Genomic DNA, 20201 nt, shown 5'->3' with positions numbered 1-20201 from the left:
GGCATTGTCAGACCCCTCGGCTATGTTGCCCGCATGAGCGACTTCGTGTTGGTGGCCGGGACATGGCTCGGAAGGTGGGCATGGGACGAGGTGGCCGCGGAACTGCGCGTTGCCGGGCACGCCGTCCGTGCGCTGACCCTGTCGGGCCTCGCCGAGCGGCGGAACACACAGCCGGCCGGGCAGCAGACGCACGTGCGGGACATCGTCGAGGAGGTGGAGCGCCTCGGTCTGCGGGACGTCGTCCTGGTCGGGCACAGTTACGCCGGCATCCCGGTCGGGCAGGCCGCCGAGCGGCTCGGCGACCGGCTGCGGCGCGTCGTGTTCGTCGACGCGAACGTGCCGGTGGACGGGGAGTCGTTCCTGTCGGGCTGGCCCAGTGACCACGTACGGCAGGCGATCGACGACCACGCCGGGTACTGGCCGCCGCTCGGCCCGGAGGACTACGCGGGGCAGGGGCTGACGGACGAGCAGATCGCCCGGATCGTGGGCCGCTCGACCCCGCACCCCGGCGTCACGCTCACCGAGCCGGCCGTCCTGACCGGCCCCCTCGACGCGCTCCCGGCCACGTACGTGAAGTGTCTCCTCGACGGGGACGAGCCGATGCCGGCCGCGGCGGCGCTTCTCAAGAGCGACAGCTGGGAGCTGGTGACGCTGGACACCGGGCACTGGCCGATGGTCTCCCAACCGCGCGCACTGGCCCGCGTACTGCACACGGCGGTGGCCCGACCCTGATCCTCCGGACCGCATACCGCTCGGTATCGTCGCCCGTACGGCACGGTCTCGACGAGGAGACGACGAGAGGCGGGACGTACGGTGGGCAAGCACTGGGCGGACTTCCAGTACGAGATCTATCTGAACGGGATGACGGGCGCCGTACCGCGACTGCCCACCGATCTGACCCGGCTGGAGGAGCTCACCGAGCAGCGGCTCGGGCCGGGCCCCGTCGGTTACGTGGCGGGCAGCGCGGGCAACGGCAGTACGGCCCGCGCCAACCGGGCGGCCCTGGAGCGCCGCCGGATCGTGCCGCGCATGCTGCGGGACGTGCACGAGCGGGACCTGTCGGTCGAAGTACTGGGCCGTGCCCTCCCGGCCCCGCTCGCGCTGGCCCCGGTCGGCGTGCTGTCGATCATGCACCCGGACGCCGAGTCCGCCGCGGCCCGGGCCGCCGCCGCGCAGGGCGTGCCGTACGTCCTGTCGTCCGCGTCCAGCACGCCCATCGAGCAGGTCGCCGAGGCGATGGGTGACGCCGAGCGCTGGTTCCAGCTGTACTGGCCGAAGGACCCGGAGGTGGCCCGCAGCTTCCTGAACCGGGCGAAGGCGGCCGGGTTCACCGCCCTGGTCGTCACGCTGGACACGCCGTTGCTGTCGTGGCGGCCGCGCGATCTCGACCAGGCGTACCTGCCGTTCCTGCACGGGGTCGGGACGGCCAACTACTTCTCGGACCCGGCGTTCCGGGCGGGTCTGGCCAAGCCGGTGCACGAGGATCCGAACGCGGCCGTGATGCACTTCGTCGGGATGTTCTCCGACCCGGCCAAGAGCTGGCCCGACCTCGCGTTCCTGCGCGAGAACTGGGACGGCCCGATCGTCCTCAAGGGCGTCCTGCACCCGGACGACGCGCGGCTGGCCGCCGACGCCGGCATGGACGGTGTGGTCGTCTCCAACCACGGCGGCCGTCAGGTGGCCGGCGCTGTCGCGGCGGCCGACGCGCTCCCCCGCGTGGCTGAGGCGGTGGGCGACCGGCTCACCGTCCTCTTCGACAGCGGCGTCCGCACCGGCGACGACATCTTCAAAGCACTCGCCCTCGGCGCCCGCGCGGTCCTCGTCGGCCGCCCGTACGTCTACGGCCTCGGCCTCGACGGCCGGTCCGGCGTCGAGCACGTCATCCGCTGCCTGCTCGCCGAACTCGACCTGACACTCGCCCTGTCGGGGCATGCGACACCGGGCACGATCGGCCCGGCCGACCTCGTCGAGGATCCGGTGTGAGGGGTGGGCTGCGCGGCGCGTTCGCCGCGCAGCCCCGATCAGGCCCCGGGGCCCTTCGTCACGCGGTCCGGCCGTCGGCCAGTCTCACCTGGCGGGCCGCCGGGTCGTCCTGCTCCTCGATCGACAGGGAACCGGACGTCGTCGGCAGGGGCTCGGCCTGCCACCGGTGGGCGTCGGAGGAGCGGTCGCGGACCTTGACGACGATGTCGGCGTCCCGGTCGTCGTCGGCCGGGGCGAGGGCCAGCCGCTCGTCCCAGCGGGGCAGCAACTCCCCCTGCACGGTGAGGTCGTAGCGCACATCCTCGCCCCGCTCGGCAGTTTCGGCGGCGCAGGTGCCGAGGACGACGACACCGGCGTCCTTGTGGGAGTCCAGGCACAGCCCGGGGTCGGCGACGCTGCGCAGCAACCCGTCGTCCTCGTACGTCCACTGCTGGGTCCACACCATCGAGCACTCCGCCAGTTTCGTGCCCGAACCCTCCTTGGGCAGGTCACGGATGTCGAGGCACAGATCGGCACCGACGTTGCGCAGCCGTGTCACGCCCTGGGCCGCGGGAAGCCCGGCGGTTCCGGGTGGCGTCACCGACGCGGAGCCCTTGCCGCCGACGGCGCTGTCGGAGCCGGTCGGGTCGGCCTCCCCGCCGTCGTAGGACGACGCGCTGATGATGAGCACCATCGCCAGCACCCCGGCCGAGACCGCGCCGACGCCCGAGAGCAGTGCCCGCGAGGAGCGCAGCACCTCCGGAACCCGTCGGGCGGGCATGGGGAGCCGGGACAGCAGCCCGTGCCGCCCGCCGCCCCGCCGTCCGCCGCCGCGTCGGTTCGTGCGGGCGCCCCGCGTGCCGTGCGAGGCGCGTCCCGGGCGGGAGTCGAGGTAGCGGCGGGCGCCCCAGCCGAGCACCGCCTCGGCGATCAAGGGCCCCAGAGGTCCCTCGAATTGGCTCAGTTGTTCCGCGGCGTCCCGGCAGTAGCGGCACTCGTCCAGATGCTGCTGGACGTCGGGAAGCAGTGCGCCGCCCCGGCGGATCGGGACGTCGAGGAGGCGGTTGTAGAACCGGCAATCATGGGTCGGTGCGAGTTCGCGATGAGCTTGTACACAACCTTGACGGAATGCGTCCCGCGCCTGTTCGAGGGCCGCCGACGCGATGTCGGAGTCCAGGCCCAGCAGTCCGGCCGGGACGCTTAAAGGATCCGCCTCGACCTCGACGTGCCAGAGCAAACAGCGTGACTCCGCGGGAAGTGCCTGGAATGCCCGCTCCGCGAGGGTTCGATTTTCGGGCGTCATGGAGGTCGCCGCGCGCAGTCCGCGCCCTCCGGCCGGTTTCTGCAAGGCGGGCAGTACGGCCGATATTCGATCGTCGGCGGACCACTCGCGGATCGTGTCGCGCACGGTCACCAGCAGGGCCGGGCGCAGCGCGACGGCGGACTCGCCGAAAGCGAGGCGGTTGAGGGTCCGATGGAAGGCGGTTCCGGTCACCATCGCGGCTACCTGCGCCGACGAGGCGAGACAGATGACCGCGTAGTCGTGCACCGGCTGGTAGTGCCGCGCCATCAGCAGCGCCACGGAATGGGCGGCGACCTCGCCCTCCGGACTGCCTCTCAGCGGGGCGGCGAGTGATTCATCGGATTCCCCCGGATCCCCGCCGGGCGGGGGATACGGAGGACGAGGGGGGTGGGGGGTGGGCACTGAGATGGTTCCTTCCCACGCATGTGACACACAGAAGTTCTGTCGCCGAAAAAGGAGGCCCGGTGGGTGCGTACCTCTTTTGGCGTAGCGCGGGAGGTGAGAATTCACCGATGGCGAATCGGACGCGGTCCACGAATCACGTGCGACACCGGCCATTCCCCCCGCACGCGCGTTTCACTCTTGCACAACCCCCACACGGCCAACAAGGCGCCTGGACAACATCCCCGCCATTGACAGAAAGTCAGAAACGGCGAACGGATGCACGCGGCTCGCACCCGTTTTCGACATTTCCCTGAGGCCTGTGTGAATCGGGCACCTGACCCGCTTCCTCAGATCTGCCAGGAGCGCAGCCGGTCCGCCGCGCCGTAGACGTCGGTGGTGCCGGACAGCAGATCGCGCGCGAGGTCGACGAGGGCGCCGTAGGGCGGGTCGATGCCGACGCCGCTGACGAACATGTACGCCACGGCGGTCGCGCAGGCGAAGCGGGCGTTGGCCGAGGGCAGCGGCCGGAGCACGGTGATGGTGTGCAGCAGCGCGGCGGCCCGCCAGGCCGGGTCGGAGTTCACCCCGAGGCGCGGCGGGTCGACGCGGTGCCGGGCGACGGCGGCGACCAGCGCGGAGAAGTCGTTGACGGTGGGCTGGTCCGGCAGGACCTCTTCGTGGCGCTGAAGCAGCCAGGGCACGTCGATATGGATCACGGGCGCCATGGGTCAGGCGGCCCGCCCTTCGCCCTTGGCGGGCGGTTCGTCGTCGGGGAACGCGGCGGCGAACTCGTCGGCGTGGGTGGCGAAGAACCGGCGGAAGGCCTCCGCGCCCTCCTGCAGGGCCCGGTGACGGGCTATGTCGGCCGCGGCCGCTTCCCGCACGAGCGCCTTCATGGACGTACCGCGCTCCTTGGCGATCTGCCTGAGGTCCTCAAGTTCGCGGTCGCTGAACTCCACGTTGAGAGCTGGCATGCCATCACGGTACCGCCCGGGTACTGACTCGTAAATACCTCCAGGTCAGGGCTGCTCCCGGAAGGTACCAGAGAAAGGGGCCGGCCTGAGATGCGGGCCACAACGGGCCCTCGGATGTCACATTCCGGGGTCCTGTCCGGCTCGCAGTGGTGAGCACGTCCACGGGAGGCCCTCGCATGACCCAGATCTCCGTATCCGGCACCGACGCCCCGCTCGACGCGGCGACCGGGGTGTTCGTCGACCACCGCGAGCTGCTGTTCGGCGTCGTCTACAACATCCTCGGCAGCGTCGCCGACACCGAGGACGTCCTCCAGGAGACATGGCTGTCCTGGACGGCCCGCGGCCGGGGCGCCCCCCTGGCCGGCGTCGACAATCCCCGCGCCTATCTCGTCCGGGTGGCCGTCAACCACGCGCTGCGCCGCCGTGCCGTGATCAGCCGCCGGCAGGAGACGTACGTCGGCCCGTGGCTGCCCGAGCCGCTGGTCGCCCCGGAGGACAACGAGACCGCCGAGACCCCGGCCCTGCGTTCCGAGTCGGTCTCGCTGGCGATGCTGGTGGTCCTGGAGTCACTGACGCCGCTGGAACGGGCGGTGTTCGTGCTGGGCGAGGTGTTCGGCTACCCGCATGCCGAGATCGCGGAGATCATCGACCGCTCCCCCGCCTCCGTACGCCAGTTGGCGCGCCGGGCCCGGGAGCACGTGCAGGCGCGACGGCCGCGGTACGAGGCGCATCCGCGGGTGCGGCGGGAGGCGACCGAGCGGTTCGTGCGGGCGGCGCTCGGCGGGGACATCGCCGAGCTGATGGAGGTGCTCGCACCGGACGTCACGGCGTGGACCGACGCGGGCGGCAAGCGTCGACGGGCCGGCCTGCGCCCGGTGCACGGCCGGGACAAGGTGGCCCGTCTGCTCACCGCCGGGCGGGGCGGCCCGGACCACCCGGTCTGGCGCTACCGGCGCGTCAACGGCGACGACGCGGCGGTGCTGTTCGACGGTGACGCGCCGTTCGCCGTCCTGGTCCTCGACCTCACCGCGCAGGGCGACCGGGTGCGCGGCATCTACGTCGTGGCCAACCCGGACAAGCTCGCCCACCTGCCCGGGGCGGCTGCGTGAGCGCCCGGGCAGCGCGTCGGGCATGGGCGGCGGGACCGCCCGGCCGGTCAGGAGTGAGCGCGGCAGAACTCCCGGACGGTCCGGTTGAACGGCTCCGGCGCCTCGAGGTTGCTGAGGTGCCCGATGCCCGGGAGCACGACCAGCGTGGCCCGCGGGATCGCTTCGAGGAACTGGTGGGCGACGGGCTCGACGGGTGAGCGGGCGTCGAGCTCTCCCCACAGCAGGAGCGTCGGTACCGCGATCCGCGGCAGCAGGTCCCGCTGGTCGGCCTCGACCATGACGGTGAGCTCGGTCCGCATGCTCTGGGGCCGGGTGTCGGCCGACATCACGGACAGCAGGCGTACGGCTTCGGCGGGTGGCTGCCCGGCGAACAGGCCCGGCATGGTCGGTGCGAACGCCTCGGCCGGGACCGCGAGCATCCGCTCCGCCCCCTCGGCCCGGGACCGCACCTCCGCCGCCGGGAGCGACCCCTTCCAGCCCGCGTAGGTGTCGGCGAGAAGCAGCGTCCGGACGAGTTCGGCGTGGTGCCGGTAGAGCTCCAGCACGACGGTCCCGCCCCAGGAGACGCCGAGGACGTGAGCGGGGCCGAGGTCCACGTCCTCGATGACGGCCGCGAGGCAGCGGGCGTAGTCGGCCAGCGTGAAGGCGGGCGGGACGTCGGAGGAACGCCCGGCGCCCGGCTCGTCCCAGGCGACGACGGTGAACTCGTCGGCCAGGTCCTCGGCCTGGGGACGGAACAGCCGGGCGTCCGCGGTGGCGCCGTGCGCGAGCACGAGGGGCGGGCCCTGGCCCACCCGGTCGTACGCGACCTCGATGCCGTCGACCCGCACCGCTGGCATGACACCAGGCTACGCGCGCGTGCCGGAGGCGTCCTCCCGGCGGACTCCCCCCGGCACGCGCACCGCTGCCCGGTCCCTACCCCTGGTCCGCCACGAAGGAGGCCATGCGGGTCAGGGCGGCGTTCCAGTTGATCGTGTGCTCGTTGGTCGACCAGGACTGGATGTCGTCGATGTAGCAGAACTGGCCGACGCAGCCCTGGAGTTTGCTCTGTGCGTAGGGGTCCTGGATGCTCGAGTTCGGCCCGCCCGCGAGGGTGCCCTTCGGCGGGTTGGGCTGGGCGGGGTCGAGCTGGTGGGCGTACCAGCGGCTGTGCTGGTTCTGCGCGCTGACCTCGCCGTAGCCGGTGACGTAGGAGATGTTCAGCGCGTTGCGGCCCAGGATGTAGTCCATGCTCTGCAGCGCGCCGTCCCGGTACTTCGAGGCGCCGGTGATGTCGTACGCGGTGGCGAGGACGACGGCGTTGTTGAGGACCTGGTGGCTGGAGCCCCAGTCGTAGGTGTGGCCGTCGGGCGCGTACGGCATGCCGTAGGGGTGCGCCTTGAGGGTGGCCAGGTAGCGGTCGGCGCCCTTGACGACGGACCGGCGCACCGCGTCCCGGCCGGGCAGCCTGTTCGGCACGGTCGCCAGGTCGAGGCGGCCCGCCGGGCCGGTGCGGGCCCAGTCGAAGCCGATGGGCTTGAAGAGGTCGGCCGTGTGGACCGGGGACTTCAGGACGTACTCCTCGTACCGCTTCTCCCCGGTGGACAGGTAGAGCTCGGCCGCCGCCCAGTAGAAGTCGTCGGTGACGTCGCTGTCGGCGTAGGCGCCGCCGCCGATGCCGTCGCTCTCGGAGGCGTAGCGGCCGGGGTGCGCGAGCGCGGCCGACCAGGCCTTGCGGGCCGCGGCCAGGGCCTTGTCGGCGAACGCCCTGTCATAGGGGCGGTACAGGCGGGCGGCCTGCGCGGCCGTGGCGGCCAGGTTCAGGGTGGCGGCGGTGGACGGCGGGTGCAGTTCGCGCTTCTGCGGGTCGTCGCTCGGCATCAGCGGCAGGCCGGTCCACTGCTCGTCGTGCATCTTGTGGTGGGCCATGCCGGCCAGCGGCTTGCCGTCGGGCACCTGCATCTTCAGCAGGAACTCCAGCTCCCAGCGTGCCTCGTCGAGGAGGTCCGGAACCTTGTTGCCGCTCTCGGGGATGTCGAGCGTGCCGTCCCGGAGCTTGTCCGCCTGCCCGGTGCGGGCGTGCCGGGCGCGCTCGTAGGTGCTGAGCAGCTCCCAGGTGGAGATGCCGCCGTTGACGACGTACTTGCCGTGGTCGCCGGCGTCGTACCAGCCGCCGCTGACGTCGAGGGTGTAGTCGCACACTCCGGGCTGGCAGGGCACCGAGGTGTCGCCCTTGTTGGGTGCCACGCCCACGTGACCGGCCGGGCGGCCGTAGCCGGGCCGCAGGTCGTCGCGGATCGCGAGGCCGCTGCGCTGGGTGTAGTAGTACTTGGCCGAGTCGAGGCGGAGCCGCTCGTAGGCGCTCGCGTCGATGTCGAAGGGGCGGCTGGTCTCACCGTCGGCCACGAGCGTGAGGCCCGAGCCCTTCGTGCGGTAGGCGCCGAAGTCGATCGAGTGGACGTTCTGCCCGGAGGAGGCGTCGACGCCGCGCGGCAGGGTCGTGCCCTTGGCGACGACCGTCCCGCCGGAGTTCTTCAGCTGCCAGGGCAGCTTCGTGGTGGCGTCGGTGACCAGGGTGGCGTTCTTCGGCCCGGCCGGCAGATAGCCGACCTGGTTGACGCGGACCCGGGGTCCGGTGTCGGGCTCGTACGGCTCCGGCGTCACCCCGCCGAGCAGCGAGACGTCGTCCATGCAGAAACGCCAGGGATCCGCGCTGCCGCCGAGCTGGAAGCCGACCTGGCCCTGCGCGGTGTCGACGGGCGAGGTGAAGGTGTAGGAGTAGCGGTCGCCGGAGACGCTGAGCTGCGGTGTCACCTCGTGGTAGGTGTCGTAGGGCGACACCGACAGGCCCACGATCGCCCGCACCACGTGCCCGGCGGGGGTCCCGGTCGCGCTGAACGAGAAGCGGTACGACTCCCCCTTCACGAGGGTGATGTCGTTCTGCCCGACGGCGGCGTCCCAGCGGTTGGTGGTGCCGCCGGGGACGTCTGCGCAGAGCCGGCCGTCGGACAGGCCTGCGGTGACGTTGCTGGTCGTCCACCACGGGGCGGTGTCGGTGTCGAAGGTACCGTTCTTGACCTGCTCGACCTCGTCGGCCCCGGCAGGTGCCGACGGCAGCGCGGTGAGCGCGGTGGCCAGCAGGGCCGTCAGGGACAACAGGGCGGTTCTGCGTCTTTTCACGTCTGGGCTCCTCCGGGCGGTGCGGGTGGCGCTCGACATGGGAGCGCTCCCAGATGCGGACGCACGTCATGGTTGTGGCTGATGTGACGCCCCGTCAACGGTCCGGACACGACTGGCTGTTCGTCACCTGTCCGGACCGTGACGCCCGGGGCTCAGGCGGCCGGGGTGTCCAGCCGGCTGATGCGGATCGCCCCGCGGGGCTCGCCGGGGTGGCGGCTCGTCAGGGTGAGCCGGATCCGGGAGCCCCGGAGGGCCTTGAAGGTGATCACGGTGGGGGCGTCGGAGGCGGTCGCCCAGCCGATCTCGGTGTCCCGCGCCGCCTGCCACGCGCGGCCGTCCCAGACCGCCACCTCGATCGTCGCGGGCAGGCTGTGGGTGGCGTCCACGGTGAAGGAGACGTCCACCCGGTCGAAGCCGCGGGTGCGCCCGTGGTCGACCGAGACCCAGTCCTCGGCCCGCGCGCCGTCGAAAACGGGCAGCAGAGCCGTGGCCTGCTTGAAGAAGCCGTTGGACCAGCCGGTGGCCGGGTCGCCGTCGAGCATGGCGGCCGGGAGGGTGTCCGGGCGGCCGGAGTAGCTCGCGTCCGCGTGCGGGTGGCCGACGGGGGCCGGGTGCTCGGGCTCGAAGGCGGCAGGCGCGGTCTCGGCCCGGTCCTCGGCCCGGGTGGCCCGCACGGTCGCCGTGCCCGCGCGCAGCCCCCCGGCGCGGGCGGTCACCTTCACCGCGCCGGCCTTCGTACCGGACCGGACGATGGCGAGGGCCTTGCCGTGGAAGGCGGTCCGGGTGCTCGCCTGGTACCGCTCGGCACTCTCCTGCCGCCCGTTGTCGAGTCCGGCGAGGGAACCTCCCGTCACCGTGAAGGACAGCAGGTGCTCCGCGTCGGGCACCACCACTCCGTGCCGGTCGACGACCTCGGCGGTCACGAAGACCAGGGAGCGGCCGTCCGCGGCGACGGACTCACGGTCCGCGGTGAGGCGTACGGCGTACGGGGCTCCCGCGGTGCGCAGCACGTCGGTGGCGACCGCCTTGCCGCCCCGCCGTGCGACGGCCTTCAGCTCGCCCGGTTCGAAGGGCACCCGCCAGGTCAGGTGGAGTTTTCCGGCGCTGCCGTTGGGGCTGGTGTAGCTGCCGGGGTGGGGGCCGTCGGTGAAGGTCTTGTCGTCACCGGTCGCCTCGGTCGTCTCCAGGTACGGGCGGCCGTCGACGGTCTTCTTGGTGTCGAACCGCCGTACGCCGAGGGACTTCCCGTTGAGGTACAGCTCGACGGTGTCGACGTTCGCGTACGCCCAGACCTCGACCGTGTCGCCCTTGTCGTGGTTCCAGGTCGTCGGCAGCAGGTGGACCATCGGCTCGCTGGTCCACTGGCTGCGGAACAGGTGGTACATGTCCTTCGGGAAGCCGGCCGTGTCCACCGCGCCGAAGAAGGACGCCTTGACCGGGAAGACGTCGTACGGGGTGGGTTCGCCGATGTAGTCGATGCCCGACCAGAGGAACTGCCCGGCGAACCACTTGCGGTCCCGGTCCTTCTTGTGGCCGTACTCGCCGCTCATCGTCCAGGAGGCGAGGTTGTTGTCGTAGGAGGAGGTCGCGCGTCTGCCCGGGGTGTGGTTCTCGCCGGTGTTGAGGTGCTCCGGCTCCTGGTAGGCGCCGCGGGTGGAGGTCTCCGAGGAGGACTCGGACTCGAAGAGGAACAGGTGCGGGTAGGCCGCGTGCAGCTGGTCGACCGACTTGGCGGTGTTGTAGTTGAGGCCCAGGCCGTCCAGCTTGGCCAGCATGAGATCGGCCGCGGAGCCCTTGGCGGGCAGGCGGCGGTACTTGTCGGAGCCGATGACCAGCGGGCGGGTGTCGTCGGCGGCCCTGATGGCCCCGATGATCCGGTCGGCCATGGCGAGGCCGGCGGTGGAGGTGGAGTCGGGGACCTCGTTGCCGATGGACCAGCTCAGTACGGCGGGCGAGTTGCGGGCCGCCAGCACCATCTCGGTGGCGTCCTTCTCGCACCACTCGTCGAAGAACCGGCCGTAGTCGTACCGGTTCTTGCCGGTGCGCCAGCAGTCGAACGCCTCCACCAGCATGACGATGCCCAGCTCCTCGCAGACCTGGATCACCTCGGGCGCGGGCGGGTTGTGGGAGGTGCGCAGGGCGTTGACGCCCATGGACCGCATGATCTCCAGCTGCCGCCGGACGGCGTCGATGCTGACGGCGGCGCCGAGTGCGCCCAGGTCGTGGTGGAGGTCGACGCCCTTGATCTTGTGGTGGGTCCCGTTGAGGAAGAAGCCCTCGTCCGGGTCGAAGCGGAAGGTGCGCAGGCCGAAGACCGTGCGGTAGGTGTCGGTGGTTCGGCCGCCGACGCGCAGTTCGGTGTGCAGGGTGTAGCGGTGCGGTGTCGCGAAATCCCACAACTCCGGTCTCGTGACCGTCAGTTCGTGGCTCTCGGTGTGCTCGCCGGTGACGGCCGCGGTGGTGGAGGTACGGGCGACCGTCCGTCCCTTGCGGTCGACGATCCGGGAGACGACCTCGACGTCCGTGCCTTCGCCGGAGGCGTTGACGACGGAGGTGGCCACCCGAACGACGGCACGCTCGGCGGAGATCTCGGGTGTGGTGACGCGGGTGCCCCAGCGGGCCACGTGCACCGGCTCGGTGATCACCAGGCGGGCCTCGCGGTAGATGCCGCTGCCCGAGTACCAGCGGCTGCTGGGGAGCCGGTTCCGGACCTCGACGGCGATCACGTTCTCGGTGGTGCCGTCGGTGTGCACCAGGTCGGTGAGGTCGAGGGCGAAGCCGGTGTAACCGTAGGGGTGGCGGCCGGCCTCCTTGCCGTTGCAGTAGACGGTGGAGTCCATGTAGACGCCGTCGAACTCCACCGAGACGCGCTTGCCGGCGAGGGCGGGCGGCAGGGTGAAGGCCAGGCGGTACCAGCCCAGGCCCCCGGGCAGGAAGCCGGTGCCGCTGGTGGTGCCGTGCTCGGTGGTGGGGGTGTGCTCGATGCTCCAGTCGTGCGGGACGGCCGTCTCGCGCCAGCCGGAGTCGTCGTACCCGGGAAGGTGGGCGTCGGCGTAGGCGCCGGTCGGGTCGGTGATGCCACCCGGGTTCACCAGCGCGAAGCGCCAGCCGTCGCGCAGTGCGACGGTCCGGCGGCCGGGCGCACCGCGAGCCTTCTCGGCGGCCCACGCCTCCGGGGCACCGAGCAACGCTCCGGCCGCGGGCGTGGCCGCGGAGGCGAGCAGGACCGATCTGCGCGTGACCGACATGGAACTCTCCCTCACGAGGGCCCAGAAGTACTCACAACTGATCGCGAACAAACAGATTCTGTCGAGGCGTCATACCCGGACGTCAAGGGTGCGGCGCGGTCCTTCTGCCCCGGCGATCACTTCGGCCGGATGTGCGCCTCCGCCCCTGGCGGCAAGGCGGCACGGGGGTTACCGGTCCACGCCGGGCGCCTACGGACTACGCTGGAACTCAACTGACTTCCCTGTTCACTGTGAGTGTCCGTATGGAGTCGCGACGATGAGTCCGGACGAGGCGTTCGACGACGGCGTGGCCGCCCGTGCCGTCATCGCCGTCGACGGCACCCTCACCGAGTGGAGCGAGGGCGCCCGCCGCCTGCTGGGCCACACGGCCGCCGAGGTCGTGGGCCGCCCGGCCACCGCGCTGCTGGCCGACGGCGCGGACCCGCCGTCCGTGCCGGACGACTCCCGCTGGAGCGGCACACTCACCCTGCGTCACCGCGACGGTCACCCGGTGTCCCTGTGGGTGCTCGCCCACCGCAGACCGCCCGACGGAGCCGAGGCCACCGATTGGCTGGCGGTGTCCCCGCCGGAGGCCGCCGACCAGGGGCTTCCGGACGACCCGCTGGTGCGCATGGCCCTGACGCAGTCGCCCTGCGCCACGATGATCTTCGACGACCGGCTGCGGCTGCGCGGCGTCAACGAGGCGATGGCGGAGCTCCTGGGACTGCCCGCCGGGCGGATGCTGGGCCTGAAACCCACCGACATCGGCAGCCGGCCACCGAACGCCGAGCTCGAGGAGAATCTGCGCCGGGTGCTGAGCACCGGCCGGCGGCAGGACATGCACACGTACATGAAGGCGACCGGCGAGAGCCGGGAAGCACATGCCTGGCTGGCCAGGATGGCACCGCTCACCGACGGCACCGGCCAGGTGCGCGGCGTGTGCGTGACGGCCCACGACTTCTCGGACCAGTACCGCTCGCGGGAACGGCTGCAACTGGTCAACGAGGCGAGCGTGCGCATCGGCACCACCCTCGACGTCACCCGTACGGCCCAGGAGCTGGCGGACGTGTGCGTGCCGGCGCTCGCGGACTTCGTCAGCGTCGACCTGCTCGACCCGCGGGAGCACGGCGGCGAGTCGGCCGGGCCGCCGATTCCGCCGCTCAGTCTGCGCCGGTCCGCCCACCGGTCGGTCAACAAGGGCAGCCCGGAGGCCGTCGCCGAGCCGGGGCAGGTGGACGTCTACCCGGAGAACTCCCCGCAGGCCGCCTCCCTGGTCGCGGGGCACACGGTCGTGGCCTCGGGCGCGTCGGGCGACCTCGAGCGGTGGCTGGCCTGGGACCCGGTGCGTTTCCAGCGGATACAGGAGTACGGCATCCACTCCACGATGTCCGTCCCGCTCCAGGCCCGCGGCACGACCCTCGGCGTGGCCGTCTTCACCCGTTTCCGGCGCCCCGAGGCGTTCACCCCCGACGACGTGCTGCTTGCCGAGGAGGTCACGGCCCGGGCCGCCGTCTGCATCGACAACGCGCGCCGCTACTCCCGTGAGCGCGAGACGACCCTCACGCTCCAGCGCAGCCTGCTGCCCCGCAGCCTGCCGCGCACGGCGGCGGTGGAGGCGGCTTCCCGCTATCTTCCGGCCACCCGTTCCGGCGTGGGCGGCGACTGGTTCGACGTGATCCCGCTGTCGGGGATGCGGGTCGCCATGATCGTGGGCGACGTCGTCGGCCACGGCATCCAGGCCTCGGCCACCATGGGCCGGCTGCGCACCGCCGTCCGTACGCTCGCCGACATCGACCTGGCGCCGGACGAGCTGCTCACGCACCTCGACGACCTCGTCGTCCGTCTGTCGGAGGAGTCCGGCGGGGACGGCGGCACCGGAGAGGTGGGCGCGACCTGCCTGTACGCGGTGTACGACCCCGTGTCACGGCGCTGCACCCTGGCCCGGGCCGGGCATCCCCTGCCCCTGCTGGTGCCGCCGGGCGGCCCCGCGCACCAGCTCGATCTGCCCTCGGGGCCACCGCTGGGCGTCGGGGGGCTGCCGTTCGAGGCCGCCGAGGTGGAGCTGCGCGAGGGCAGCGTCCTGGCCTTCCACACGGACGGGCTGCTGGTGAGCCACGAGCGGGACGTCGACACGAGCGGCCGGATGCTCCGCGAAGCCCTGTCGGCTTCCTCCGGCTCCCTGGACGAGACCTGCGACCGCGTGCTGGACACCCTCCTCCCGCCGGGCGGCTCCAGCGACGACGTGGCCCTGCTGCTGGCCCGCACCCGCGGCCTGCCGTCCGCCCAGGTCGCCACCTGGGACATTCCCGCCGACCCGGCACTGGTGGCCCCCATCCGCAAGCAGGTCGTCGACCAACTGGAGCGCTGGGGGCTGCTCGAAGCCACGTTCACCGCCGAGCTGGTGGTGAGCGAGCTGGTCACCAACGCCATCCGCTACGGCGCACCGCCCATCCGGCTCCGGCTGATCCACGACGCGGCCACGCTGATCTGCGAGGTGTCCGACACCAACCACACGGCACCGCACCTGCGCCGCGCCAAGACCTGGGACGAGGGCGGCCGCGGTCTGCTCCTGGTCGCCCAGCTCACCCAGCGGTGGGGCAGCAGACACACCGGCGAGGGCAAGACCATCTGGGCGGAGCTGGCCCTGCTCGGCGACGAGTTCTGAGCGCACGCTCCCGAGCCCACGGACGAGCCGGACGGAGTCGGCCTGCTCGACGGCGAGATGCGCATGCGCGCTGCGCACGGGCAGGCGGGTGACCGGCGTCGGGCAGTGGCTGCGCACGGTCTTCGCGACGGGCGACGGGCGTCGAGCGACGGCGGGCGACGGGCGTCGAGCGACGGCGGGCGGCGGGCGTCGAGCGACGACGGCGGGCGACGGGCGACGGGCGTCGAGCGGCGGGCGACGGGCGACGGGCGTCGAGCGGCGGGCGACGACGGCGGGCAGGACGGCAGGCCCGCGAAGGTTGTCTTACCAACGCCTGGTTTCATGGGCGGGCACGACCAGATCACGCTCCGGAGGACCCCGCCCTGAACACCCCGCTCGCCGAAGTTCTGTCCGTGACGCTGCTGGCCGCCGTGCTCATCTGGGCCGTCGCCCGTCCGAAGGGCCTGCCCGAGGCCGTGCTGGCGGTGCCCGCCGCCGGGCTCGCCATCGCCCTCGGGGTGATCTCGCCGGAACACGCCTGGGAGGAGATCCAGCGGCTCGGGCCGGTGGTCGGCTTCCTCGCCGCCGTGCTGGTGCTCGCCCACTTCTGTGACGTCGAAGGGCTCTTCACGGCCTGCGGGGCGTGGATGGCCCGCTGGGCGGCGGGGCGCCCCTCACGGCTGCTGACCGCGGTGTTCGCGCTGGCGTCCGTCATCACGGCCGTACTCAGTCTGGACGCCACGGTCGTCCTGCTGACTCCGGTGGTGCTCGCCACCGCCACCCGCATGGGCGTGCAGGCACGGCCGCACCTGTACGCGTGCGCCCACCTGTCGAACACCGCCTCGCTGCTGCTGCCGGTCTCCAATCTGACGAATCTGCTGGCCTTCACCGCGAGCGGCCTGACCTTCACCCGCTTCGCCGCCTTGATGGCACTGCCCTGGCTGGTCGCCATCGCCGCCGAGTACCTGGTGTTCCGGCGCTTCTTCGACGACGAACTCGCGGCGCCCGTGCCCTCCCCCGACCCCGCCCCGCGCCCCGAACCGCTCCCGCTGTTCGCCGTCGTCACCGTCGGCTGCACGCTCGCCGGGTTCGTCGTGGCCTCCGCCGTGGGGATCGCGCCGGCATGGGCCGCGACGGCCGGTGCGCTGGTGCTGGCCGGGCGGGCGCTGGTGCGGCGCCGGGCCTCGCCGCTCACGGTGGTGCGGTCGGCGGCCCCGGCGTTCCTGGCGTTCGTGCTCGCGCTCGGCGTCGTCGTGCGCGCGGTCGTCGACCACGGGCTGGCCGACGCGCTGCGGCGCGTCCTGCCCGACGGCTCGGGGCTGCTCACACTGCTGGGCGTGGCCGCGCTGGCCGCCGTCCTGGCGAACCTCATCAACAACCTGCCCGCGGTGCTGGTGCTGCTGCCCCTGACCGCCGGATCCGGTCCCGGTGCCGTGCTGGCGGTACTGCTCGGTGTGAACATCGGCCCCAACCTGACCTACGCCGGATCGCTGGCGACCCTGCTGTGGCGGCGGATCGTCCAGCAGGACGGGCAGCGGGTCGGGCTCGGCGAGTTCACACGGCTCGGGCTGCTCGCCGTACCGGCCGCGCTGGTGTCGGCCGTGGCCGCCCTGTGGCTGTCGCTGACCGTCCTCGGCGCCTAAAGCCCACGCCCCGTCAGCGGCGGCCGTCTCCGCCGTGGCCGTAGCCGCCGTAGCCGTACCCGTATCCGTATCCGGGGTAGCCGTAGCCGGGGTTGCCGTACCGGCCGTCGGAGTCGCAGTAGTAGCCGTAGCGGTAGCAGGACGAGTCGGTGGCGTCCGGGCTGCTCGGCGCCGGCTGCGGGGCAGAGGAGTCCGGGGACGGGGTCGGGGCGGGCTCGGGTGTCCGCGACGGTGCGGGAGTCGGGGCCGGTGTGGGTGCCGAGCGGGCTGCCGGAACGGTTGCGCTCCAGTTGACGGCCTGCATCTGGAGGTCGGCCTTGGAGGTGTCGATCACCCAGCGCTGGACCTCGTCGTCCGTCCGGGCCTTGAGGACCAGGGCTCCCGAGCCGTCGGTCGCGGCCGGGGCCAGGGCGAGGTCCTGGTCCCAGCGGGGCACCAGGGCGCCCTGAAGGGTGAAGTCGTAGCGGATGCTCTTCGGGTCCGGCCGGGAGGCGCCCGCGCAGGGGGCCAGCCGGACCGAGTAGCCGAGCTGCGAGTCCAGGCACAGGTCCGGCGCGGCGCCGTTGCGCAGCAGCCCGTCGGTCTCGTACCTCCACTGCTGGGCGGCGTCCGCGGAGCAGGTCGTCAGCTCGGCCTCCCCGCCCTCGACGGCCTTCTCGCCGTCGATGCCGACGCACAGGTCGGAGGCGACGTTGTGCAGCCGGCCGTGCAGGACGCCCTGCCGTGCGTCGCCCGCGCCGGTCCGGGACGGGTCGCTGCTCGCCGCTCCCGCGTCCGGGTCGGGTGCCTCCCCGGCAGGGCGGTCCGCACCGGCCGGGGCGCTGTCGCCGGAGTCGCCGGTGGACCACAGGACCAGCGGCAGGACGACGAGGCCGCTGACGGTCAGGATGCCCGCGGTGAGATGGCGCCGCCGGGCGACACGGCGGGCCGCCTTGTGGGCGGATCGGGCCGACCTTCGGGCGGCGGTTCGCGAGCCTTCGGGCCGGTGGGCCGGGGCCACGGTGGCGGTCGGCAGGGAGCGGCCCGCGCCGGCCGGAGCCTGTGCCGCGTCCCCGGCCGGGTCGCCGCTCCCGGCCCTGGGAACGGGCGGTGGTACGGCCGCCGGGCCACCCGGCTCGGTGAACGACTCCCCGACCGCGCCGGCGAGGGCGACCGGGTCCGGGAAGACCTCACGCCTCTCCCCGGCCGGCCCGGGAACAGCCTCACGCGCAGCCCGCGACGGGGTGGGGAAGGCGTCACCCGCCGCGCCGACCGGGTGGGCAGAGCCCTCGCGCGCCGCACGGGCCGGATCCGCGAACGCCTCGCGCGCCGCACGCTGCGCGGCCGGGAATCCTCCGCGCGCCGCACCCGGGGGTGCCGGGAAGCCCTCGCGCGGCTGACCCGTCACCCGCGGGAAGCCCTCGCGTGTCTCATCCGCCGGCCCGGGCAAGGTCTCACGCGCCGCACGGACCGGGTCCGGAATGATCTCGTACGCCATACCGGCCGGCTCCGGGAAGACCTCGCGCGCCAGGGCCACCGGATCCGGGAACAGCTCGCGCGCCGCGCCGGCCGGGACACCGGCGACGGCCGCACCGGCCACTCCCCCGGGCCGCTCGCGCTCCGCGGCACGCCCACCCCCTGCGGTCTCCCCCGCCTGGCTGGTCCGGCTCTCCGCATAGCCGCGCCCGCCCCAGCCCAGCACCCCTTCCGACAGGGCGAGGCCAAGGCCGTGGTTGAACTGGTCGAGCTGGTCCGCGGCGACGCTGCAGTGCCCACAGCCCTCGATATGCGCGCGTAGATCGGGGTCGATGTCGAGGCCCCCACGCCGGTACGTCACGTCGAGCAGGCGCAGATAGCGCCGGCACTCCTCGTCGGGGGCGAGTTCGCGGTGGAGCTGGAGGCACTCCTCGCGCAGCCGGTCCCGGGCACGGTCCAGTTCGACGCGCGCGCCCTCCTCGTCCAGGCCGAGCAGCGCGGCCGGGGACGCGAGCGGTTCGGCCTCGACCTCGACGTGCCACAGCAGGCAGCGGGCGGACTGGGGCAGCCGCTGGAAGGCCCCGGACAGCAGGCGCCGGTGCCGCGACGGCAGCAGACGGGAGGCGGGCCGCTCACCCTCGCCGGTGCCGGAGAGCAGCTCCGGGTGGAGCATGTCGCATCGGTGGTCGCCCGCCCACTCGGCCGCGATACGCCGCACGGTGAGGAGCAGATGGGGCCGCCACGCCGAGGTCGGGCCGTTCTGCCGGATGGTCTCGCCGAAGAGCCGGGTGAAAGCCGCGGTGGTGAGCATGCCCGCGGAGCGCGGACCGTCGGTGCACAGCCGGGCGTAGGCGAAAGCCGCCTCCCAGTGCCGGTCCAGCAGTGTGCCGACGGGGTGGAGTGCGGGCGTCGCCCCGGTCCACTTCCTGAGCTCCGCGCTCAGTTGCTCGTCCGTCGCGCCGAGCCCGCGGGGCGAGACCGGGGAATTCGACGAGCCTGCGTCTTTCACGGCTGCATTCCTCTCAAGGACATGCGGAATAAAGTCCGTACCAAGGGGTATGCCGGCCGACGGCCTCGCGCATACGAAAGAAAGGCGTGTGGTGGCACGCCGTCAGGGCACACCTTTGCACAGGTCAGGGACAAGGAACAAGGGATCTCGCGGTTTCGTGCATTACGTGGAGGCGCAGCGCCTTTTGACAAGAAGTCAGCCAGTGGAGCAAAAGGCATTTCCATGCCGTCTGCCCCTTTTCTGCGACTCGCATTTATCCGCCCCGCCGGTCGCCCGGAAACCATTGCATCACCCCCTGAGGAGCAGCTCACAGGGGCGGCGGCGTTTCCGCACCGACCTTTCGAGGCCTGCGGCGAAACCAATAACGGTACTCAGCCGGGCGACCCGCCGTGCCCTGTGCGGTAGGCCCCGGGTGGTGCCCCGTAGCGCTCGCGAAAGGCGCGGTTGAAGTGGAACGGGCTGACGAAACCCGAGGCCGCGGCGACGCGTTCCACGGACAGGTCGGTGCTCTCCAGCAGCCGGGCGCCATGGCGCAGCCGCGCCTCGCGCAGGGCACGCATGGGTGAGCGGCCGAGCTGACTGCTGAACAGGTGGGCGAAGCGGGACGGCGACAGCGCGACGCCCTCCGCGAGCGAGCGGACGGTGTGCGGGGCGCCCGGGTCCGCGTCGATCAGCTCCTGTGCGCGGCGGATCCGCGCGTCGAGGCCGGGTTGGGGGGCCGCAGGCCGGGCGCCGGCGGTGGTGAGGAGGACGATCTCCTCCAGTGCGCACAAGGCCAGTTCGCGGGCAGCGCTGCCGTGGGCCACGGCGACCTGCCCGTCCGGCGGTGACCCGTCGGGCGGTGCTCCGGTGCCGGTCCAGCGGGCGTCGGCGTGCATCCGCCTGAACGCCGTCCCGACGCGGCCGTGCACCCCGGCCGGGGCGGAGGTGACGACGTACATCCCGTGACCGGCGTCGTACGGCCGCAGCCACGCCGCCCAGGACGGGCGGGCCTGGCAGTGCGCCCACCAGAACCGCCAGTGCCGGGCGCCGGGCTCGACGCCGTAGCCGTGCGGGACGCCCGGGGCGAGCACGACCAGTGCGCCCGCGCCGGCCGAGGTGTGCGCACCGCCCTGCCACAGCCGGCCCCGACCTGCGGTGGTCCAGGTGAAGAGCCAGCTCGCGGATCCGTGCGGCCGGTTGACGCCGTACCCGGGCGGCTGGTCGAAGTGACTCAGCACGACCAGCCCGGGCGGCGGTGCGGGATCCCCGGCATCCCCGGTGTTTCGCGCCGCAGCAGTCGGGGGCAATCCGTCAGCACGCACGGGCATCCTCCTCGATGGCCTCGCGGCC

General features: G+C 72.7%; 13 protein-coding genes. 5 read left to right on the top strand and 8 right to left on the bottom strand.

Annotation, left to right across the window (positions count from 1 at the left end):
- Window positions 1-33 precede the first annotated feature (33 nt).
- Both ACFY5B_RS28780 and ACFY5B_RS28775 read left to right on the top strand, forming a co-directional pair.
- Window positions 34-732, top strand: coding sequence for an alpha/beta fold hydrolase (locus ACFY5B_RS28780; protein ID WP_389974566.1), 699 nt, complete (start codon window positions 34-36; stop codon window positions 730-732).
- 81 nt (window positions 733-813) lie between these two features.
- Window positions 814-1983, top strand: coding sequence for a lactate 2-monooxygenase (locus tag ACFY5B_RS28775; protein ID WP_389974563.1), 1170 nt, complete (start codon window positions 814-816; stop codon window positions 1981-1983).
- A gap of 58 nt (window positions 1984-2041) precedes the next feature.
- On the opposite strand, the gene ACFY5B_RS28770 is transcribed toward ACFY5B_RS28775, so the two are convergent.
- From ACFY5B_RS28770 to ACFY5B_RS28760, 3 genes are all read right to left on the bottom strand, one after another.
- Entirely contained in the window at window positions 2042-3667 is a 1626-nt protein-coding gene (locus tag ACFY5B_RS28770; protein ID WP_389974560.1) for an RICIN domain-containing protein, read from the bottom strand.
- 329 nt (window positions 3668-3996) lie between these two features.
- On the bottom strand, window positions 3997-4374 hold the full coding sequence (locus ACFY5B_RS28765) for a hypothetical protein (RefSeq protein WP_031110699.1): 378 nt from the start codon (window positions 4372-4374) through the stop codon (window positions 3997-3999).
- A gap of 3 nt (window positions 4375-4377) precedes the next feature.
- Window positions 4378-4623: a hypothetical protein gene (locus tag ACFY5B_RS28760; RefSeq protein ID WP_030845137.1), complete on the bottom strand. Its 246-nt coding sequence runs from the start codon at window positions 4621-4623 to the stop codon at window positions 4378-4380.
- Between the two features lie 176 nt (window positions 4624-4799).
- Here ACFY5B_RS28760 and ACFY5B_RS28755 point away from each other — a divergent pair, with 176 nt between their 5' ends.
- Window positions 4800-5732, top strand: a complete 933-nt coding sequence (locus ACFY5B_RS28755; RefSeq protein ID WP_389974556.1) for a sigma-70 family RNA polymerase sigma factor — start codon at window positions 4800-4802, stop codon at window positions 5730-5732.
- A 47-nt stretch (window positions 5733-5779) separates the two neighbouring features.
- Here ACFY5B_RS28755 and ACFY5B_RS28750 read toward each other — a convergent pair whose 3' ends face one another.
- The 3 genes from ACFY5B_RS28750 to ACFY5B_RS28740 all read right to left on the bottom strand — a co-directional run bounded on the left by ACFY5B_RS28750 (window position 5780) and on the right by ACFY5B_RS28740 (window position 12139).
- A complete protein-coding gene (locus tag ACFY5B_RS28750; RefSeq protein ID WP_389974553.1) occupies window positions 5780-6571 on the bottom strand; it encodes an alpha/beta fold hydrolase in 792 nt (263 codons plus the stop codon).
- Window positions 6572-6647: 76 nt separating this feature from the next.
- Entirely contained in the window at window positions 6648-8891 is a 2244-nt protein-coding gene (locus ACFY5B_RS28745; protein WP_389974550.1) for a glycoside hydrolase family 9 protein, read from the bottom strand.
- Window positions 8892-9043: 152 nt separating this feature from the next.
- The gene (locus ACFY5B_RS28740; protein ID WP_389974548.1) at window positions 9044-12139 is read right to left on the bottom strand and encodes a glycoside hydrolase family 2 TIM barrel-domain containing protein; all 3096 of its coding nucleotides are present in this window, start codon (window positions 12137-12139) and stop codon (window positions 9044-9046) included.
- 256 nt (window positions 12140-12395) lie between these two features.
- Here ACFY5B_RS28740 and ACFY5B_RS28735 point away from each other — a divergent pair, with 256 nt between their 5' ends.
- Together ACFY5B_RS28735 and ACFY5B_RS28730 are read left to right on the top strand one after the other, a co-directional pair.
- Window positions 12396-14783 carry a SpoIIE family protein phosphatase gene (locus ACFY5B_RS28735; RefSeq protein WP_389974545.1) on the top strand — a complete coding sequence of 796 codons (2388 nt, stop codon included), beginning with the start codon at window positions 12396-12398 and terminating at the stop codon, window positions 14781-14783.
- A 362-nt stretch (window positions 14784-15145) separates the two neighbouring features.
- Window positions 15146-16405 (top strand): SLC13 family permease, encoded by a 1260-nt coding sequence (locus ACFY5B_RS28730; protein ID WP_389974711.1) that lies wholly within the window; start codon window positions 15146-15148, stop codon window positions 16403-16405.
- A 13-nt stretch (window positions 16406-16418) separates the two neighbouring features.
- Here ACFY5B_RS28730 and ACFY5B_RS28725 read toward each other — a convergent pair whose 3' ends face one another.
- Together ACFY5B_RS28725 and ACFY5B_RS28720 are read right to left on the bottom strand one after the other, a co-directional pair.
- Window positions 16419-18869: a ricin-type beta-trefoil lectin domain protein gene (locus tag ACFY5B_RS28725; RefSeq protein WP_389974542.1), complete on the bottom strand. Its 2451-nt coding sequence runs from the start codon at window positions 18867-18869 to the stop codon at window positions 16419-16421.
- Between the two features lie 371 nt (window positions 18870-19240).
- Window positions 19241-20179 carry a helix-turn-helix domain-containing protein gene (locus ACFY5B_RS28720; RefSeq protein WP_389974539.1) on the bottom strand — a complete coding sequence of 313 codons (939 nt, stop codon included), beginning with the start codon at window positions 20177-20179 and terminating at the stop codon, window positions 19241-19243.
- Window positions 20180-20201: the final 22 nt, after the last annotated feature.

The sequence above is a fragment of the Streptomyces sp. NPDC013187 genome (genome assembly GCF_042899705.1).
Lineage (GTDB): Bacteria > Actinomycetota > Actinomycetes > Streptomycetales > Streptomycetaceae > Streptomyces > Streptomyces hawaiiensis_A.
This window is presented reverse-complemented; position numbering and strand designations above follow the sequence as displayed.

What these genes read in the sequence shown, in the direction of transcription:
- ACFY5B_RS28780 (WP_389974566.1), top strand. Translation starts at nt 34, where the DNA reads ATGAGCGACTTCGTGTTGGTGGCCGGGACATGGCTCGGAAGGTGGGCA.
- ACFY5B_RS28755 (WP_389974556.1), top strand. Translation starts at nt 4,800, where the DNA reads ATGACCCAGATCTCCGTATCCGGCACCGACGCCCCGCTCGACGCGGCG.
- ACFY5B_RS28760 (WP_030845137.1), bottom strand. Translation starts at nt 4,623, where the DNA reads ATGCCAGCTCTCAACGTGGAGTTCAGCGACCGCGAACTTGAGGACCTC.
- ACFY5B_RS28750 (WP_389974553.1), bottom strand. Translation starts at nt 6,571, where the DNA reads ATGCCAGCGGTGCGGGTCGACGGCATCGAGGTCGCGTACGACCGGGTG.
- ACFY5B_RS28720 (WP_389974539.1), bottom strand. Translation starts at nt 20,179, where the DNA reads ATGCCCGTGCGTGCTGACGGATTGCCCCCGACTGCTGCGGCGCGAAAC.
- ACFY5B_RS28735 (WP_389974545.1), top strand. Translation starts at nt 12,396, where the DNA reads ATGAGTCCGGACGAGGCGTTCGACGACGGCGTGGCCGCCCGTGCCGTC.
- ACFY5B_RS28765 (WP_031110699.1), bottom strand. Translation starts at nt 4,374, where the DNA reads ATGGCGCCCGTGATCCATATCGACGTGCCCTGGCTGCTTCAGCGCCAC.
- ACFY5B_RS28740 (WP_389974548.1), bottom strand. Translation starts at nt 12,139, where the DNA reads ATGTCGGTCACGCGCAGATCGGTCCTGCTCGCCTCCGCGGCCACGCCC.